The sequence below is a fragment of the Sphingobacterium puteale genome (assembly GCF_003627955.1).
In the GTDB taxonomy this organism is placed as follows: domain Bacteria; phylum Bacteroidota; class Bacteroidia; order Sphingobacteriales; family Sphingobacteriaceae; genus Sphingobacterium; species Sphingobacterium puteale.
In genome coordinates this window covers 92552-111490 of the sequence record NZ_RBWS01000022.1, presented here as the reverse complement: position 1 = coordinate 111490, position 18939 = coordinate 92552, and the positions used below count along the sequence as shown (strand labels likewise).

17 protein-coding genes are annotated in these 18939 nt (G+C 38.9%); 7 read left to right on the top strand and 10 right to left on the bottom strand.

Annotated features, from left to right (window positions below):
• Positions 1-113: 113 nt before the first annotated feature.
• The 5 genes from D7322_RS23565 (at position 114) to D7322_RS23545 (ending at position 4571) form a co-directional block, all read left to right on the top strand.
• Complete coding sequence (locus tag D7322_RS23565; RefSeq protein ID WP_147430531.1) at positions 114-1304, top strand: hypothetical protein; 1191 nt, start codon at positions 114-116, stop codon at positions 1302-1304.
• 62 nt (positions 1305-1366) lie between these two features.
• Positions 1367-2074: a hypothetical protein gene (locus D7322_RS23560; protein WP_121126646.1), complete on the top strand. Its 708-nt coding sequence runs from the start codon at positions 1367-1369 to the stop codon at positions 2072-2074.
• A gap of 96 nt (positions 2075-2170) precedes the next feature.
• Positions 2171-3118 (top strand): hypothetical protein, encoded by a 948-nt coding sequence (locus tag D7322_RS23555; protein WP_147430530.1) that lies wholly within the window; start codon positions 2171-2173, stop codon positions 3116-3118.
• Positions 3119-3137: 19 nt separating this feature from the next.
• The gene (locus tag D7322_RS23550; RefSeq protein WP_147430529.1) at positions 3138-3845 is read left to right on the top strand and encodes a hypothetical protein; all 708 of its coding nucleotides are present in this window, start codon (positions 3138-3140) and stop codon (positions 3843-3845) included.
• Positions 3846-4109: 264 nt separating this feature from the next.
• Positions 4110-4571 (top strand): hypothetical protein, encoded by a 462-nt coding sequence (locus D7322_RS23545; RefSeq protein ID WP_147430528.1) that lies wholly within the window; start codon positions 4110-4112, stop codon positions 4569-4571.
• A gap of 186 nt (positions 4572-4757) precedes the next feature.
• On the opposite strand, the gene D7322_RS23540 is transcribed toward D7322_RS23545, so the two are convergent.
• The 5 genes from D7322_RS23540 to D7322_RS23515 all read right to left on the bottom strand — a co-directional run bounded on the left by D7322_RS23540 (position 4758) and on the right by D7322_RS23515 (position 8418).
• Positions 4758-5168: an OsmC family peroxiredoxin gene (locus tag D7322_RS23540; protein WP_121126642.1), complete on the bottom strand. Its 411-nt coding sequence runs from the start codon at positions 5166-5168 to the stop codon at positions 4758-4760.
• Between the two features lie 100 nt (positions 5169-5268).
• Entirely contained in the window at positions 5269-6117 is an 849-nt protein-coding gene (locus tag D7322_RS23535; RefSeq protein WP_121126641.1) for an AraC family transcriptional regulator, read from the bottom strand.
• 684 nt (positions 6118-6801) lie between these two features.
• Positions 6802-7425: an ExbD/TolR family protein gene (locus tag D7322_RS23525; RefSeq protein WP_121126639.1), complete on the bottom strand. Its 624-nt coding sequence runs from the start codon at positions 7423-7425 to the stop codon at positions 6802-6804.
• 109 nt (positions 7426-7534) lie between these two features.
• Positions 7535-7963: a MarR family winged helix-turn-helix transcriptional regulator gene (locus D7322_RS23520; protein ID WP_183078824.1), complete on the bottom strand. Its 429-nt coding sequence runs from the start codon at positions 7961-7963 to the stop codon at positions 7535-7537.
• A gap of 92 nt (positions 7964-8055) precedes the next feature.
• Positions 8056-8418 carry a winged helix-turn-helix transcriptional regulator gene (locus D7322_RS23515; protein WP_121126637.1) on the bottom strand — a complete coding sequence of 121 codons (363 nt, stop codon included), beginning with the start codon at positions 8416-8418 and terminating at the stop codon, positions 8056-8058.
• 114 nt (positions 8419-8532) lie between these two features.
• Here D7322_RS23515 and D7322_RS29145 point away from each other — a divergent pair, with 114 nt between their 5' ends.
• Both D7322_RS29145 and D7322_RS23510 read left to right on the top strand, forming a co-directional pair.
• Positions 8533-8667, top strand: coding sequence for a hypothetical protein (locus D7322_RS29145; RefSeq protein WP_262707663.1), 135 nt, complete (start codon positions 8533-8535; stop codon positions 8665-8667).
• A 73-nt stretch (positions 8668-8740) separates the two neighbouring features.
• Positions 8741-9640 (top strand): SDR family oxidoreductase, encoded by a 900-nt coding sequence (locus D7322_RS23510; RefSeq protein WP_165307816.1) that lies wholly within the window; start codon positions 8741-8743, stop codon positions 9638-9640.
• A 643-nt stretch (positions 9641-10283) separates the two neighbouring features.
• Here the strand turns inward: D7322_RS23510 and D7322_RS23505 are convergent.
• From D7322_RS23505 to D7322_RS23485, 5 genes are all read right to left on the bottom strand, one after another.
• Positions 10284-11918 carry an alpha-L-fucosidase gene (locus D7322_RS23505; protein ID WP_165307818.1) on the bottom strand — a complete coding sequence of 545 codons (1635 nt, stop codon included), beginning with the start codon at positions 11916-11918 and terminating at the stop codon, positions 10284-10286.
• A 51-nt stretch (positions 11919-11969) separates the two neighbouring features.
• Positions 11970-13595: a RagB/SusD family nutrient uptake outer membrane protein gene (locus D7322_RS23500; RefSeq protein WP_165307820.1), complete on the bottom strand. Its 1626-nt coding sequence runs from the start codon at positions 13593-13595 to the stop codon at positions 11970-11972.
• 30 nt (positions 13596-13625) lie between these two features.
• The gene (locus D7322_RS23495; protein WP_121126634.1) at positions 13626-16982 is read right to left on the bottom strand and encodes a TonB-dependent receptor; all 3357 of its coding nucleotides are present in this window, start codon (positions 16980-16982) and stop codon (positions 13626-13628) included.
• Between the two features lie 161 nt (positions 16983-17143).
• Positions 17144-18085 (bottom strand): FecR family protein, encoded by a 942-nt coding sequence (locus D7322_RS23490; RefSeq protein ID WP_121126633.1) that lies wholly within the window; start codon positions 18083-18085, stop codon positions 17144-17146.
• A gap of 64 nt (positions 18086-18149) precedes the next feature.
• Complete coding sequence (locus D7322_RS23485) at positions 18150-18740, bottom strand: RNA polymerase sigma factor (RefSeq protein WP_121126632.1); 591 nt, start codon at positions 18738-18740, stop codon at positions 18150-18152.
• Between the last annotated feature and the right edge of the window lie 199 nt (positions 18741-18939).

Genomic DNA, 18939 nt, shown 5'->3' with positions numbered 1-18939 from the left:
TGTTTTTATCTTTTACCTAGCCAAATAAGTATTTAATCAAATAGTATAACAGTTAAGATTCTCGCCATTAACCTGAATATACGAGCATGCTATTGACAACTAAACCAATTGATATGAAAAGACTATTATTTACCATCATTTCTGCTATGATAGCAATTAGTTCCCACGCACAGTTTGTATCCTCATTCAGCAGCAGCTATGTAAACGAAGTGAAATCCAAACAAGCAGAGTTAAGTCCTAACACAAAAAGAATTTTAAAACAAGAAGGCCTTTGGGCTGACAGAATCGATGAGGCTTTAGGAACCTTATATCAACATAATTGCGAGAAAAAACTTCAGGACATAGTAGCGAAAAGAAAAGAATTTAAATTGATAGCTGCGATAGATAAACAGGAATTCAGCGAAAACACAGAGGCTGCAAATGCGATCATTGCCGAGAACAAAATCATGCACTTTAACCAGAGCGAAGTTAATAGCATTTTAAATTATACGTTAGATCAGAAAAATATTCTTGCGTTGGCATTAAAAGATGAAGAAAATGCCTACCAAGATGGTATTCGTTATTTTAGCTCCTTAAATAACACTGGAGTGAGCGGTAAAATATTCTTTCCATTTAGGAATCCAGACCAGGCTAAAGCGTATTTTTTTGGAAAAGACCTGCAAGAACATTTAAAGCTGGTCCAAGATGTGATGATACAGCGAAACTTTGACGGCTCGAACTCATTAAACTCAGAGCTGATCTCCGCAATTGTCCCTATCCCATCAATACCGATCAAACTTTCCATAGGTAGTACAATAACGCAGGTAGACGAGAAAAAAATAGACAGCACCAATATAGGCAAAAACAAACTGCCTTATGGCGGGCTTTTTAACGCTACATTTACATATCCATTGGTGTTCACCACAATTAATACCGGAAAAGAAGGTCACCTACTAAGAATATATCTGCCGATGGAGTATAAATTTAACATCGATGAAGTAAAGGACAATCAACCTATGGCAAACTCCTATAGTTTTAGTGAATTATCTAGCATGGCATTTTTCTCAATAGACCTCGTACGGTCTGATAAATCATTGTCTAAAATGAATCTATTTTTGGGGTTAAAAGGCTCATATTACTTCGGGAATGAAAAATTTGCAGATAGAATCGGGCGTCGTGACTTCAGCTTATTACAATTTAATACGGGGATAAAAATCGCCGACAAATTCACAATAGGTTTTAATATTCCACTAAAATCCAATTATAACAGCCTATTAGAAAGCCAAGCTGCCAGTATCGCCTTAAAATTCCAGCCGGGAATATAAACTTTAAACTTATTCTCCGAAATGCGGCAGTAAGCCTATTATATCCCTAAATATTAAAAATTATGAAAAGAAGTGCAATTTTATTAGCTATCATCTGCCATATAGTGATGGTGGCTTGCAATGGAACCGTGAAAACAAAGAATGTGGTGACTAGTCAAGATTCCTGTACTACTGATTCAATGGCGAGAGACAATTTTTTGAAGACCAACGCTAGTCTCCTAAAACCTATTTCTCAATCAAAAGGAGCCTTAAGTGTCACTTTACAGGTCGGTGATTTTAAAACATATAATTCTACGCTGTTATCAAAAGAGATTGCTGACAAGGCTATGGTTCTGGCCACTCAAATCCTGAATTCGAAAGAATTTCAAGACGAGGTAAACAGCCTGGATTTTGCATATAAAAACCATTGTACCTCCTGTGGAGGTAAAAGAGAATCAAGAAAAGAAAGGATCGCCGGTAAAACTGTAGTCGATAGCTTATATAGAAATGCGGAGGTTTCCCTAGATCTAACAATACAGGCCGGCAGGTGTGGCGGCGCTTTAGGTGCAACATGCCCCAACACGAAGCATATTTCCTCAAATTATAAGTCGATAGCCTGTGACATGCGTAACCTCCCTATTGAGCTTGCCTATGCTGTACATATTTGCCATGAGTTTGCGCATACAGTTGGCTATTGTCATACGGACCATAAAGATGATGTCGCCGAAAAAATTGGTTGGATTGCCTATTATATAGCAGTTAAAATGAACACAGAACGATCTAATAGCTAAAGCAAAAAATATGTTATCCCCATACATTTTGACAGCATTTCCTTTAATTACGAAAATTTAATGTAAAATAAGACAATTACAAGAACATTTTATGCCATGAAATTAGCACCTATTTATAGTACAATAGCACTACTTATCTGCTTCCTATACAGTAGGGCCCAAATCTATGAAAGCAAGAGTAACTTATTTCAATATGGTATGTCCAGCTCGTTGACCATTGGATTTAAACTGATCAAGCCCAAAAATCTTGCTGAGAACTTGTATGCCTATGGTAATCTAAATTTCGGAGGCAGTATAAATCCTGATTACGGAGGTTTGGTGGCACAGGTAGGAATAAATGGTACTTACAACTTCTTTTCAAGTAAACGGAAGGGGTTTGCAGCACAGGTCCACTCTACCGTACAAGCAGTGATATCTCCATACAAAGCGAAAGAAATGGATAAACTGAACAGCTACAACCAGCCTTTCTACAGTATGGCGGACTTGTCATTCCCAGCTGTCAAAAATCCGTATCCTTTATCTTTAGCTATCGGAACTGGCCATGTATTATTATTGTCGCGGTCTGGCCCATTAAGTGAAAAGACACAACGCGTGGGATCAGTATATGGAAAATTTGGAAACGTACACATATTTTACCAAAACGATGGTGTATTACCCAAATTCATGGCTGACCAAAAAGATCGCTGGTTTACTTCTGCGGCCATGATAGCATGGCATTCCAATAAAGACTATATCGATATAAATCATATTCAACTAGCATACAACAGATTTACAGGTTATTCTCTGGGAAGCTATGAGTTAGCTAGCGCGTTAAACAATAACATGGTGGTCTATGGTGCGCCAAATGAACGACAGTTTAATATGGATTACTTTAGATTGGGCGTTGGATTAAAACATAACCGTCAGCTGAATTTTAACCTGATCAATTCAAAACTTAGGGCTTTTCAGGGACAGAAAATGATCCATTACATGAGAAATAACCCTTATCATCCCGATAACTCTACTTTTCATATAGGGGTTGATGGGACAATCAGATCAAAGTGAAACGATAAAAAGATCGACAATGAATCTATTTAAATATCTAATTATTTCCTTTCTGTTTACACTTAGCAGCTGTTCGACCTACTACATTAACTTCCCCGACCGAACAACATTCGAGGAAACAATCTTGGATACGCTTAATTTCAAAAATTTCAGTTGTTATAGCCGAGAAGAGTTTTATACCTATCCGGAACAGGATACCGCAACCAAGATTGGGATACATTACTTGTTTATAGAAAAAACATCTGACACCTTAAAAAGGGTACTGAATTTAGTACCAATAAAACCATACCGACAAAGGCTCGGCGCTCCTCAATATGCGAGCAATTATACCAATCAACCTGACAGCATCGTTAATTTAAGCAACTATATCATTTATCAAATGGGATATTTGCATCGCGACAAAATCATTTTTACGAACCAACGAAAAAAAAGAAATATAGTACCAACTTTATACATTAAACAAAGTGATAACAGGCTAGAAATTGACAAGGTATATTATCCAAATAAAGATACTTATAAGATAAGTGAATTTATAAAAGAGGGAATTATTTATCACAAAATCAACCCTACCATAAAAGTGAGGTTAAACCCGGATAATAACTGTGGTATTATGGACTGGGGTGTTGCTGACATGTTTTACATAACCAAAGAAGGCATTATATTTAAATTTCAGCAGGAAATCTGTGATAAAAAGCATTACTTCTCTTTTAAAAAGTATCAGGATTAGTCAATATTGGTTGATGCAAAACACATGATAGATTCCTGTGTTCTGATCGTCTATTTGCCTTAACAGTGTATTGCGGGAGAAGTATTTGTACACTCAGATCTCTTAAGCTACTAACCAGAGAATCTAAAAAAAAACATTGCTGTAAGAAATAGCTATTGTTCATTTCATAGCTACAGCTCAGCCATCCAATTGCATAACATGAGGAAAATGTTAAATCGAAAATTTATCTTGACAAATTACTAATATTATTAGTAATTTTATTTTATGAAACCACTTGAAGTTCACTGTAGAAATCGTGTGCTATATGTTCATATGACCATAGATGATAAGAGTATGGGCATGAGGGATTACTATTTATATGACAAAAACGGGAAGTCTTTCTATATATTCAGGCGATCACAGGGCGAATGGGAATTAGCATATGGCGTACTGGCACACGACATTAAGGAGGCCTGCATCGATGCTCTTATTCGTCGGTTTGACCACGATTCGCCAGAGCTATTCTACAGCAATGGCAAACGCAACATTGTCCGTATTAGCGTAAAGAAAGGCGGTATCTGGCATATTTATGTCAACAATGTTTATGTAGCATCTATTCAATATGACCTGTTTGCAAAGAAATTTGAATATTACCTGGACGATAATACACCACTAACGAAGGATCATATCGAAAAATATATCGGAATGATTGAGCGTGGCGAAATTCAGTGGAAGAAAGAACGATGAAAAGTATACTATTCCGCTGCCTAATTGATGGTGAAATGGAATATGTCGACATATCAGAACTAAAGAATATGATATACGTGGAAAATTAGGCGAGTGGCTTTGCGAGATGTTTGACTTTTTGGTTCCACGACAAAGGAACAAAAATGTCACTTAAAAAAAGCCGTCTTTTCAACGACTTTCTCTACGTTATTTTAGCGATGCCTTCAAATTAATTTCTACACTAAGCGCATTTCCTATTGTACACATATCTTTGGCCTTGCCTGCAAACTGCTGAAAACGATCGTTATCAATATCAGGGATTTTGGCTTCAAGATTAAGGTTTGAGCTCTTAACTACATTGTTTTCTACTACTAGTGAAACACTCGTTTCAAGACTGTCAGCAGAAATTCCGCTTTCCGAAAGGATGTAAGCTAGCGTCATCGCATAACATGTTGCGTGAGCTGAAGCCAGCAGTTCTTCCGGATTTGTAAAGCTACCATCACTTTTTGCAAAAAAAGGTTGAAAACTTACGCCATTCAATTCAGAATTCTCTATACCCAATTTTCCGTTTCCTTGCTTAAAACTTCCCTTCCAAACGGCTCTCATATTTATTGCCATAAAATCTATTGTTTAAAATTATTAACTGTACAAAGTTACCTGTGTAAAAATTTGAAGACAATGGACATACGGCACAATGTATAGGACATTTTGCCACCTGCTATTCGGAAATTGCTCTTCTTTTAAATTCAAATGGGGATTTCCCTGTTTGGATTCTGAAAAAGCGGACAAAATAAGATTGATCATCATAGCCGAGCTGAGCGGCGATTTCCTTTACTTTCAGATCTGTATTGATCAGTAACCGCTTAGCCTGAAGAATAATCCTGTTCTTGATAATGGTATTGGGAGATATTCCTTTTTCACGTACAATCTTTCGATTGAGGGTCTTTGGACTAATAAAGAGCAGTTCCGCATAATCAGCAACACTGTGATTCTTATGGTAATTTGTTTCCACCAATTCGCTGAATTTCCTGTTCAGCGCATCTTCCATTGTTCTCGGGCCTTTCTGCTCGGGGCTGCGGTCAAGCCACGATCTGCTTGCCGTAATAATAAGTTCTTTAAGTTTTGTCCTTGTCATTTCCTCTGTCCAGTAATCTTCCCTGTTCAGTTCCCCTTTTATCTCTGCAATAACCTTTCTGAATGAAATGCCTTCGTCCTCTGTAAGTGTTATTGATGGTGTTTCGAAAACATTATTGAATAGAACACCGTCACATGTCAGTTCTTTATCGTGAAAGGCAATACAGTAAAATTCTGGATTGAAATAAACGAGTTCCCCTTCAGTATTATTGTCCATTTGAAATTGCTGTCCGATATTAAAAAAAAACAAGGTATCCTGCTCCGCTTTATACTCAACAAAGTCAGAAATAACAGTACTTCCGCTCCCCGCAAAGAGAATAATGTAACAGTCGCCCGATTTATGGCAAGGCAACGAAACACTATCAAATGGAATCGTTGTATCTAATTGCAGATAGCCTATTTTCTTTTGTCCGAAAGACCTTAAAATTTCCATAGTTTGACTATCGAATTACTTCTTCTTTTCTTATGATTTTAAGATCAGAACGTATGCAAAGTTGAGGAAATATCCACTTCCATACAAGTACCTACCAATTTGTAGGATACCCACAAATTGGTTAGGATAACTGGTTATCAATATATAAGGGTTTACAAATTATCAGTTATGATAACTTTTCCCTTACTTGGAGAGCCTGCTTACGTAGTAAGAATATCTTACCAAAAGAATGGTCGATACCAGTAAAAACAGCATTGCAGAAGTGAATAAGGCCCTTGTTATTCCTTCGAGATATGAATTTTTAGGATATGCATTCAGTAAAATCAGTGTACCCATTATAAAGATTATGACAGACGAGATCATAATCTTTATTCTCAAACTTTTCAGAACTGATTGCCCTTTCACTTTTTCAGAACTTACAATGCAAGCTGTTATTTCTATAGGTTCAAACAATATTGATTGTCTACGCATAAAAACATGTGTTTCACGGATAATAAGGATTGTTGCTATTGATAAACCATGCTTCAATCCGTTTGAAAAATCAGTGTAATTTTGTAAATAATAAGTGTAAAGCAGAAACAACAGAACCACAGAAGTACATATTCCTAATGAAAAAAATGTCATTATCCGATAGAACCGTATTATATAATCAAACATAGATAAAAATATTTGAACGGTTGGAGATTATGCCTCACTCTTTAAACTTGTAATAAAACTGAATTTATTAGCTTTTTGATTACGTAATGTTTCGATGACCTGACTTACCGCTGGGAACTTTACATTACCGTCTGCCTTTATTAATATCTTCAATTGATTGTCGTGCAGACCATAGTTTACTTTTCTTGCTGTAGAAATCCAATTGAAAAGTTCATTTGACATATTAGTTGTCGTATCGACAGCGATACCGGGATTAAATGATTTGTCCAAATATTTATCAGTAGATAAAGACAAAAATTGCTTTAGCTGCCTTATCGGAACACCTAAAGTTTCCAGTGCTAAAAATTTTTCTTTTTCTTCAGGCGTCAGTCGGATATTGTATTTTTCAATCATAATATCCAAAGTTTGTTGTTTTACATCTCTTTCCGCAAAAGACAAAAGACACTTCCCGTCATTACTTACGGTTATCATTGCGAAATTTTCGTCGGGCATTTTTTCCGTTACTACTGAGGCAGGAACATCTATAGGAATGGGTTCTGGAGTTTTGAATACTGCTGTCATTACAAAGAAGTTCAATAAGAGAAATGTCACATCAGACATTGCTGTCATATCTACACTTGGTGCTGTTCTTTTGATTTTAATTCTTGGCATCGTTGTACAAATTAATTATACAATAGTAAGCATTGTTGACTAATATTAGTCAACAATGCTTACTATATTAATGCGTTATTACATTAATATGACAAGACCAAAAGATCTGCTATTTTTTAAGAAGCGAAGAAAGAGCAGTCAGGCTATCAACAATGGATTTCCAGTCACCACCTTCGGAAATAGTCTCGATATATTTGCTAAAACGTAAATGGGATTCTCTGACAATTTCCTTTCCAAGGTCAGTTAAAGTGATTTTTGAATACCTTTTATCCGCTTCAACAGGCTGTACTTCAATGATATTTTTTTCTATCATATTTGAGATGATGCGGCTCATAGCCTGCTTTGAAATCTGTGCCTGTTGAGCCAACAATTTATTTGTAGTCCCCTCCTCGTCAATATATATCAGCACCTGCATATAGGATAGTTGAAACTTGCCGGGCCATAGGTCTTGCAAATTAGCTTCAGCCCATTCTTCAATATCTTTTTTAAGCGCATATATTATTCTGATATATTGGACTGGCTGTACAACTTTATTCATATCCATACTATTTGTTGAAACTTTTAGACAAACATAATAACTTGATCAATAGGTACCAAATACTATAAGTACGTGTCATTCTTGATAGGCTGTTATTGATGTTTGGCGTTTAGACCGACTTTTTTAACTAAATTATCCAGTCCGAATTCAGCCAATTTATCCACAATAGGCAAAGTCTTCAATCCTAAATCAGTTAACGTATACTCTACTTTTGGAGGGATTTCGGGATAGACTTTTTTGTTGACTAACCTATTTTCAACAAGCATATTCAATTCTTGAATCAACATTTTTTCGCTGATGCCTGTAACAGCTCGTTTCAGTTCACCATATCGCATTATACCTTCGTTGATCTGAAACAATATCATTAATGTCCATTTACCACCCAGTAAAGTTAAAGACGCTCTCACAGGACAGCTATCATCGCAAGGTGGATTTATTTTTAAGTTTTTTTCCATTGACAATCAGTAATTCTAACCATTTAGTAGGTACCAAACAAAAGGGTAAGTACTTGTACAAAGGTAAGAAATAGCATATTTTTGTACAATATTATTTTAAAATAAAGCAGGGTGATGCAGACAGAAAATAACAGACAGAGCGCTATTATGGCTTACAATCCAGTCCTTTCAGATGGGCCTGAAGGCGTAAAAGAAGAAAACTTTAAACATGTTGTTACCATACACTTACACGAAAAGAATTCTTTCTAAAAAAGGAATGGCGATAAAGTGAATGTTGCTGAAGATGTACAATCATACACATTTTAAATTAAACATAAAATATATGAAAATATTAGTATTTGGAGCTACCGGCTCACAACAATTCAATGTAATATCAGAAGGTATTAAAAAAGGAGCAGAAGTAATTGCAGCTACGAGCTCAGGAAAGAGTTTTGAGAAGTTAAGTCAGGCAGGTGCTACGCCAGTTTTGGCAAATTTGAGTGACGCTCAAAGAATAGTGGAAATAACAAAAGACATAGATGCAATCGCTTTTATGATTCCGGTATCCTTACAGAATCCCTTTGACGGCTTACAGTATGCAAAGAATGTAATCGATGCAGCAAAAAAAAATAGTGTAAAAAAAATCGTATGGAATACAAGTGGTTGGTTAGAATCTGAAAAAGTAGGATCACCTGTTGACGATGTGAAACTTGATGTTAGAGATTATTTACAAAATAGTGGAATAAATTATGTGATTATTGAGCCAACCATTTATATGGAAAATCTAATGGGAGGTTTCTGTGCACCATTCATAAAAAACGAAAAGAAGTTGGCATATCCTACCCCAGAAGCAATGCCAATAGGCTGGATAGCTTCCAGAGATGTAAGTGCATTTGTTGTTGAGGCAATTTATAATCAAGATTTAACATCAGATAGTTTCCAGATCAGTGGTTTAGAGAATTTAAGTGGTAATGAGACAGCAGATAATTTTTCTAAAGGAGTAGGAGAAAACATTGTCTATTATCCACAGCCACCAAAGGAGTTTAAAGATATTTTAACACCATTTGTAGGTGAAGCTGGAGCAGCAAGTGTTGCTTCTTATTATGAAAGTCTTCAAAATGCAAATGAGTATCCTAAGAAATTCAATCCTGACATGAGTGGAGTATTAGAGAAACTTCCCGTAAAAATGACTTCATTAGAAGAGTGGGCAAAAAATAATAAGGAATATTTTTTTAACTCATAAACTGAACTCTAAAAAATTACTAGCGACTGTACTTTGAATTTTAAATTCAAGTAAAACTATTAGTTAGTGCATGATATTTAAAGTAGCAGACGCTGTTTAAAAAATCTTTAAAAAAAAGCCCGAGATTTTTTTGAGTATCGGGCTTTTTTGTTGTCCCTCCAACGGTTTGTCTTGTATAACTTCGTCACAGCCTGAATAAATCACACAATAATTGGGTCGGATTAGATTAAAACTGGTAAATCTATAAACAGTAGTACATACAATCACATAATTTTCATACGAAAACTTCTCCCATAATATGCATTAAACTTTCAGCTATCGATCTTGTTTAAGAAGTTCTATTGACATTGAGATTTCACAAACGAAGGTGCAACATCACCAAGGAATTTAAATATGATCCGCTCTTAGATTGGTTATTAAACTGAATTTATTAATTTTCTGTTACCCTAGTATATAAGTAAGATACCACATACGATGCGATTCGTTGAATAAAAAACAATCTCTGTTAAGCAAGGTCCGAGATTGAGCACGATCATAGGAAATTTCTATAGTATCTAAGAAACAAGAAGAAAAAAGGATGAACAATATTGCTCATCCTTTGCGTTTGCCCAAGCCAGATCTTTCAAATCAATCAGGCTCATTTTCATGTGATTTTAAACACGTAAGCCGGTTGCTTTTTATCCATAGTATCCGGAAACGTCACTGCTAGACCATTCGTTGTTTGCTCAAACCTAACGTTATTCTTTGCACCTAAAAGCTGTACTTTATTAGCGGGGTAATTATTTTTATTTAAACTTTTGATCAAAACATTTCCTGTTTCAGGCCATCCCATTACAATAGCGTATAATACATTCCCTTTGGCAGTGAATCTCACGTCTTCGGCGGTAAAAGGCTTATTTTTTCCTTCATTAAACCCTTGTGCCGTTAAGGGGGCAGCATTTTCCATAGCAGGCCCCTCTCCAAAAACGTTCCAAGGCCTCGTGCTGATTATACTCTCGCTATTTACGCTCATCCAAGAGGCGATCCCTTCTACTGTTTTGAGGGCTTCCGAATCGATGGAACCGTCTCCTCTAAGCGGAACGCTCAAAAGAAGGTTTCCATTTTTACTTACCACATCAGCTAGCATATGGATGACCGTTTTGGCACTTTTATAACTTTTATTCTCATAAATGCGTCGATCGTAATGCCAAGCACCGATGCAGGTGCACGTTTGCCAAGGCTCCTTCTCTATCTGATTACTTTGCCCTTTCTCAATATCCCAAACCATACATTTTCGCTGTTGATCATCGAGAATTTTCCCATTAATTACAGCCTCCAGTTTGCCATTGTGCTTTTGCTGACTGACATTGTAATAATGGGCTGCAATCCTTAAACCGGCATCGTCTATCGGCCATAAAGGCAATGCAGTATCATCGAAATAAACTAAGTCAGGCTCGTACTTATCAATAAGTTCGATGGTCCGGTCGTGAAAATTATTGCAATAGTTTTTGGTAGGCACGTTTACGCCATTACCCCAATGCCATTGACGATGAATCATTCCATCATCTCCGCTATTTTCGCTTAAGGGGTGGTTTTGTGCGTAGAGGTCTTGCGGATCTAGGCCATCCCACCATTTATTATTGCCATCAGCTTTTGTGATTTTTCCGTCATAGGGTATATCTTTCAGAGGCCCTTTTTTGTCTGCACGTTGTGCTGTTTCGTACCAAGTCCATGCATGTGCAGCGTGAACGCTCGCGCCGAAACGTAAACCATGATTTTTGGCTGCCTTCGCCCAGCCTGCCATTAAATCTTTTTTTGGGCCCACTTTGGTGGAGTTCCAAGGCTGATGGCTACTATCATAGAGATCCATATTATCATGATGGTTGGCTAAGGCAACAAAGTACTGAGCTCCTGCACGCTTGTAAAGATCCAACAACATTTCCGGATCCCATTTATCTGCTTTCCATTCATTGATCACATCTTTGAATCCGAATTTCGAGGGATGGCCATATTTTTGCACATGATAGTTATATTGATCGCTCCCCTCCTGATACATTCCTCTTGCGTACCAGTCACCTCGTTCAGGTTGACACTGGGGTCCCCAATGTGCCCAAATACCAAACTTCGCGTCGCGGAACCACTGGGGAACCTCGTACTGCTCTAGCGATTTCCAATCTGGTTTAAAGTCTACTTTAGCTATAGGCGCATTGGCATGTATCTTTGAACCCGCGATAGTTTTACTTAACCAAAACGACGGAATAGCTATTCCCAAAGTTTTTATTACAGTTCTTCTTTTCATGTATTTTTTTTTAACGTGTTTGTACTAGGATGAAGTGGGATACAAGATAAATCAGTAACCCACGTTTTGCGTAAGATTTCCGTTGATCTGGAGTTCAGACAGGGGAATGGGCCATAACTCGTTCACACCTGCCTTGAAGTTGCGTCGCTGATAGATCAGATAGCCCTCATCATCCACAGGAAAGTCTTTATATCCAGCAGGATTATTGGTTAATTTCATCCCCGTGAACTGCCTATTAAGTTCCTGCGCAGCAATACCCCATCGCAGCACATCAAAATACCGTAAACCCTCAAATGCAAATTCAACCCGGCGTTCCCGTCTTATCACCGACCGCAAGGATTCTACACCCGTAGCGGTAACTTTAGGCATGGCCACATTCTGCCTTCCCCTCACCAGGTTGATTGTCGCATCCAAAAGAGTTTGGTCGATAGGGTCGCCAGCTTCCAGCTTAGATTCAAGGTAACCCAATAAAACCTCCGGATAACGGATAATCGCCCAGTTGCCCCCAAAGTTCATCAGGTTTCCATTGAAACTTTCATCCATGAACTTACGTATGCAGTAACCACTCCAATTGTAACGGTTGAATCTATCAGGAGAGGTCGTTCCGGGACGCGCGATGTAGGTCTGCCCCTTGAATACACTTCTGTCGGAGATCAAAACGGTATAATCAAGACGAGGGTCTCTGTTTTCGTAAGGGTTGGATGGATCGTATAAGCCGGATTCTTCAATCGACTTTCCGTCTATACATTCAAACGCTTTTACCAGTTCATTATAGGGCGAAAACTGATGCCATCCTCCCCAGGTTTCAGGGTACATGTACTGGAGTAACACATGCCCGTACACATCTTCCTGGTATTGCGAAGTAAGAATAAATTCGCTCGTCGCAACGTTCCCACTTGAGAAAAGCGAAGCAAAATCGGGGTGAATACGATACACATCAAAATCTATTATTTTTTTATAGGTCGCTGCGGCTTCCGCCCACTTTTCCTTCGCCATTTGTAAACGGCCAAGAATAGCCAAAGCTGCACCCGCCGTAATCCGCCCCTGTTCACTTGCAGGTCTGCTTGCTGGTAAAGCTGCCGCACCTTCTATCAGCTCTGCTTCCGCAAAATCCCAAACTTCATCACGTGAGGCGCGGAGTACATTATTTGCCTCCTCGATGCTCAACACTTTGGTGACCAATGGAACACCTCCAAAATAAAGCGCTAGATTAAAGTATTCATAAGCTCGCAAGGTTTTAACCTCACCTATCATAGCGGCTTTCTTGTTTTCATCCATTTCCACTTTGCCGATATTGTCGAGAAAGTTGTTGCAGGCCGTCAACTTTTGATAAGAATTTCGCCAGTATCCTTCCGTTACCCAATAAGCAGAGTTTAATGTACCATCCGTTACTCTGTCTGGTATCAGCTCCTTTTCCGATCCGTTACCCGCCATAAGATCAAGGTACAACAGGCTCCGTGGTGTCCAGAAATCTTCGCCTTTCCATCCGGCTCCTGTGTTATAACAGCCCACCAAAGCCAGTAGGGCATCTTTTTCTGTTTTCCAGAAAGTAGCATCCGACACCGCATCCAAGGGCTGCTTATTAAAAAAATCCTTGCTGCATGCTGCAAAAAATGTGCATGCGGCCAAAAACAGGTAGCACAACCGCTTTTGGCTAAAATATGTGATGAATTTCATTATTATCTTCATGTTATTGATTATCTACCGTTAAAAATTAACATTCAAGCCAAAAGTGTACACACTGGTTATCGGATAAAAGGGTGTGTTATCGCCTGTGCCCTGCCCCATCTCAGGATCCCAGCCCTGATAAAAGCTGCTCAGGGAAAATAAATTCTGTCCGCTGAAGAAAATACGCAGCCTGTCCAACCGCATCTTCCTGGTAATTTTCTCAGGAAAAGAGTAACCCAGCTGAATATTCTTGAGGCGAAGAAAACTTGCGTTCCGATTCCAGAATGTAGATGGCATAATCGTTCCGGAACCCATATTTAAACTGGTCAATTTAATATATTCTGCATTTCGATCAGGATTGTCGGCACTCCATCTGTTATCGGCCTGCCATCGCTGAATCTGTCCTCCATTATAAAATGCGAATGCCTGATAAGAGCCCATCTGACGATCAAAACCTGCCAATCCATGAAGTAGAACAGAAAGATCCACACCTTGGTAATCAAACCTTATGGTGGCGCCATAGCTAAACTTGGGCACGGTATTGCCGATAATTGTTCGGTCATTTGCCGGATCGACAACTCCATCTGGAGTACCGTTGAGGCCGCTTATATCGGCGTATCGCACAAAACCGGGTTGCGCCGCATAGGGTTGCGTTGGGTAGGCTGCAATATCGTTTTCGTCAACGAAAAGGCCGTCGGCTACATAGCCATAAATAGCTCCCAATGGTTGCCCCACAAACAAGTTTTTTGCAATATCTTGCGTTAGACCATCCGCCAGTTTTGTTACCCGGTTTTTCGTATAGGTAAAATTCGGACTGAACCCTATATTCAACTTTCCGATAGAGGTACGATAATCCATCAGAAATTCAAATCCGTTGTTCCGTACAGATGCGGCATTTACCTCCGATGGTGTCAATCCCAACACACTTGAAACCGTCAAATTATATAGAATATCCCGTGTACGCTTATCAAAATAGTCCATCACGAAGGCAAGTTTTCCTTTCATAAGTGAGAAATCGAGACCGATTCCCCTTACCTCTGTTGTTTCCCATGTAATATCGCTGTTTGCCAAGGTAGTTAAGCGCGCACCTGGGAGCAATACACCACCGATCGGATAATTGTTGCCCAAACTCAGCACATTCTGATAGGGATAATTACCGATATTCTGATTTCCCAACGTTCCCCAAGATGCCCGCAATTTCAAGTTATCGACTCCAGTCACATGCTCTTTAAAGAAAGGTTCTTCAGAGATCCGCCAGGCTGCCGAAACAGAGGGAAACAGCCCCCAACGTCCTTCGCTGGGGAAGCGGGAAGTTCCGTCATACCTTGCATTCACTTCAAACAGATAACGATCTGATAATATATAGTTTACCCGTCCAAAGAATGAGCGCAAGGCCCATTCAGCCGCCGAGCCGGACGATTGCATATTGGCTGATGACCCTGCATTTAGCTCGTGCAACAGATTACTCGGAAAATCGTCACGGAAAGCGGTGGTCCAGTCTGAGCGGAATTTTTCTTCCGAGTAACCCGCTAATGCATTGATTGCGTGTTTTCCATAAGTCCTGTTATACTGTAATAGGGACTGAAGCGTTAACAACGAGTTGTCGCCCGAGTTAACGGTCAGATTGTTCGGGCCAACCCGCTTATTTTGGTCAAAAATAAAATCAGACGCAAAGCTATTGTTCGTAAAATTATTATAATTGTATCCCGCTTTACCACTCCAGGTAAGCCCGGGTACTATTTCCCAGGCAAGCTCAGCTCCCCCTAAAAAAAACTTGTTTGCACGGTTTACGAAAGACTCGCTCGAAAGCCATGCTTCCGGACTGAAATTGTCCTGATAGCCAAAGGTCCCGTCCGACTTTCTACCTGCATAAATAGGTCCCTGTCTGACAGCGAAACCGATCATGCTCATCATTTCGCCATCGAATTGCCTTGGCTCATTGGTTTGTGCACTGTTACCCGTCATATTCACCTTCAGCGTAAGGTTATCCAGTATTTTACTATCCGAATTCAGCATGAAGTTATAGCGGTGATAATTATTTTTGGCAACAACACCATCCTGATCCAGGTAGCCTAAGGAAAATAGGTAGGAGTTCTTATCTGAGCCACCGGAAAAAGAAACATTGTGGTTCATCTGAAAGCCCGAGCCCGAAGAAAGCAGGTTTTTCAGGTGCGGTACATTCGGATAATTGTCGGGATCAACACCCGATCGGAACTTATCAATCTCTTCGGGTGTATAGGTTAAAGCTTGGCCAACATTCGTATTTGCCTCATTAAATAGGGTCGCATATTCGTCCGATGCTACAAAATCGGGGAGTTCTGTCACTTTCTGCCAGCCAATAGTGTTATTGTACGAAACCCGAAGTCTACCGCTTGTGCCGCGTTTCGTTTCGATCAGAATAACCCCGTTTGCACCACGCGTACCATATATAGAGGCTGACGCAGCGTCTTTTAACACTGAAATGCTCTTTATGTTGTTAGGATCGATGTCATTCATCGAAGCTGCCAGACCATCTATTAGTACTAACGGATCGTTTCCAGCTCCCGAAAAGGTTCCCTGCCCTCTGATGCGTATCGAAGCTGCATCATTTCCAGGACGTCCTGCGCTTTGAGAAACCGAAACACCTGTTGCTAAACCGGCTAGCGCCTGCGAGGCTTGGGTAATGGGCCTGTCTTCAATGTCAGTAGCAGAAACGGACGAAACGGAACCGGTTAGATTCACCTTCTTCTGCGTGCCATACCCTACTACCACAACTTCGTCCAGGTCTGTATAAGATTCGATTAGTCTAATTTGTATAAATCCCCTGTTATTTACAGGAATCTCCTGCTTCTCATAGCCAATATAGGTGAATACCAAAACCGCATCGCCCGGAATATCAGACAAGGTGAAATTCCCTCTGTCGTCTGTCATGGAAGTTCTGTTTGTTCCTTTTACATGTACACTGATACCCGGTAGCGGATTCCCATCGCCGGCAGAAACGACAGACCCCTTAACGATATTTTGGCGGGCGGCCTTTTGTTTCACTCCGAGCGAACCTGGTTGATATCTAACAGCAATTACATTTCCATCTATTTCTTTAAAATCAAGGTCAGTTTGCTTACGGATTTCTTCCAAAACCGTTTTTAAAGGAGTATCCTTGACATTAAGGGCTATTTGCAATGGTATGGAAAGCAAATCCTTTTTATAGGTAAAGGAGACGTTGACTTGCTTTTCAATCATATTAAAAGCTTCCTGAATATTATTGGTTGTCACGTCCATGGAGATCTTTTTGGAAGCCACCGTTTGGGAAAGAGCAATCTCTGCCTTTAACAAGGAAAACGAAAAACAGATCAAAAATAAAGGCAATCCAAACCCGAACGACATAATTACAATTTTTCGTTGATTAGTTTTTTTCATTATATTAGATTGTTTGATTAAAAATTGAACAGCGTCACTGTTGTGCCCGTGGAAAGAAGCAACAGCGACCAATCATGATGGTCGTTATTTCTAAAATAGCGGCCATTAATTTTAATGAGCATTTACATATCTTAATAAGGTTTATAATGTTGGTGTATTAGTTAGCGATCTTGCGTGGTTATTAAAACAAGCTCCCCTTTTTTCTCGTACCCAATATTTAGGGAAAACTTCATGGCCTCTAAAAGTGTACTTAATGATGTATTTTTATAGCGGCCGATCATTTGAAGTTTCCCAATATCCGGATGACTTAACTTAATTTTAATATTGTATTTTCGTTGGATGGCCGGCAGGATTTCAGCAAGACTTTTACCATCAAAAACGATATCACCTTGTTTCCATGCCAGTATTGTTTCTAAATTTTGGTTTCTCAACAAAATCGCCTTTGATTTTTCACTATAAGTGATCAGGTCATTTTTCATTAATAGCCATTCTTTGTCACTATTAACCTCTTTTACACCCACCTTACCATTTTTTACCGCAACGGTAAATTTTTCATCTTTATATGATTTAACATTAAAGGAGGTTCCATAGACTTTGACTTGCTTTTGTTCGGTTTCTATCACAAAAGGTACCTGTGCATTGTGGGTCACATCGAAAAATGCTTCCCCGCTTATTTTAACTTTTCGCTCCCCCCCATCAAATTTTTCGGGATATTCTATTTTTGAACCGGCATTGAGCCAAACTTTTGTCCCATCGGAAAGTAAGACGGAATCGATCTGACCTAAAGCAACATTTTTCGTAGTGGATACCAAGTTTGTACGTTCCGCTTTCGGGGTCTCGTTATGCGGCAAGAAAAACCACAAAGAAGTAACACATAGCAGTATACTCGCAGCTATTCCAATTTGCCAGCGTATCCGTCGTTCCTTGTTTCTTTTACGAATAGTGGATAGCTCTTGCCTCAAATCATACCTTAATTGATCTTCTATCAAAGGGTCCAATTCACCGGATTCCAATAGTCTAAAAAATAGCGCTACTTCAGAACGGCTAGCGGCCCCACTGAGGTAACGGCATATTAATGTTTTATAAAAATCGAGGTCTTCCATAATTGCTTATAGAAGTAAAGACAAAAAAAAATGAAAAGAGGCCACCCCTCTTTTCATTTTTTTTCTATAGAATTGATTTCAGGAGGAAAAACAGGACTAGGGGTAAATTCAGATCATGCTGTAAATACTTTTTCAAGGTATTGATGCACCGGATCATATGCTTTTTGATTGCACTTTTGGAGACACCTAACATTCTGGAAGATTCTTCGTAACTTTTCCCTTCAACTCTACAGAGCTCAAACACCCGCTTTGTTTGGGTCGGCAATCTATTGAGTATCTCCTGAAGCTTTACTTGATATTCTTTATCAAGAACATGTTGGTCGACACTATTGATACCAAGTTCAAAACTTTCTAAAATACGCTGCTGTTTGATACGATCTGTTGCAATTTTGTGTAAATAGTTGAGTGTATAATTTTTTACGACGATGAATAAATAGGATTCAAGCGATACAACACGGATAAGTTTGGTTCTTTCGATCCAAATTTTCGTAAAAATTTCCTGTACAACGTCTTCAACTAAAACATCTATTTTAAGGTACCGCTTAACCACGCGTAAGACAACTGGGTAATAGGCCTTGTAAAACAGATTAAAGGCACTATGATCTCCATAGCCAATAGCTTCTAAAACATCTTTACTTATTTCAATAGATGCCATAGCACATTTATCTCCAGATTGTTATTAGGTCCACAAAAAATTTCGGTTTATATCCCAAACTTACATAAAAATCGGGAATATTAATCGCGTTCAATAAAAATGACGGCCACCTCGCCCCTCCTCATTATCATTTATAATGAACTAAAAAATAAAGTAATATGGAGAGATTTTGCAACTTTGATGTGCATATTAGGCCGAA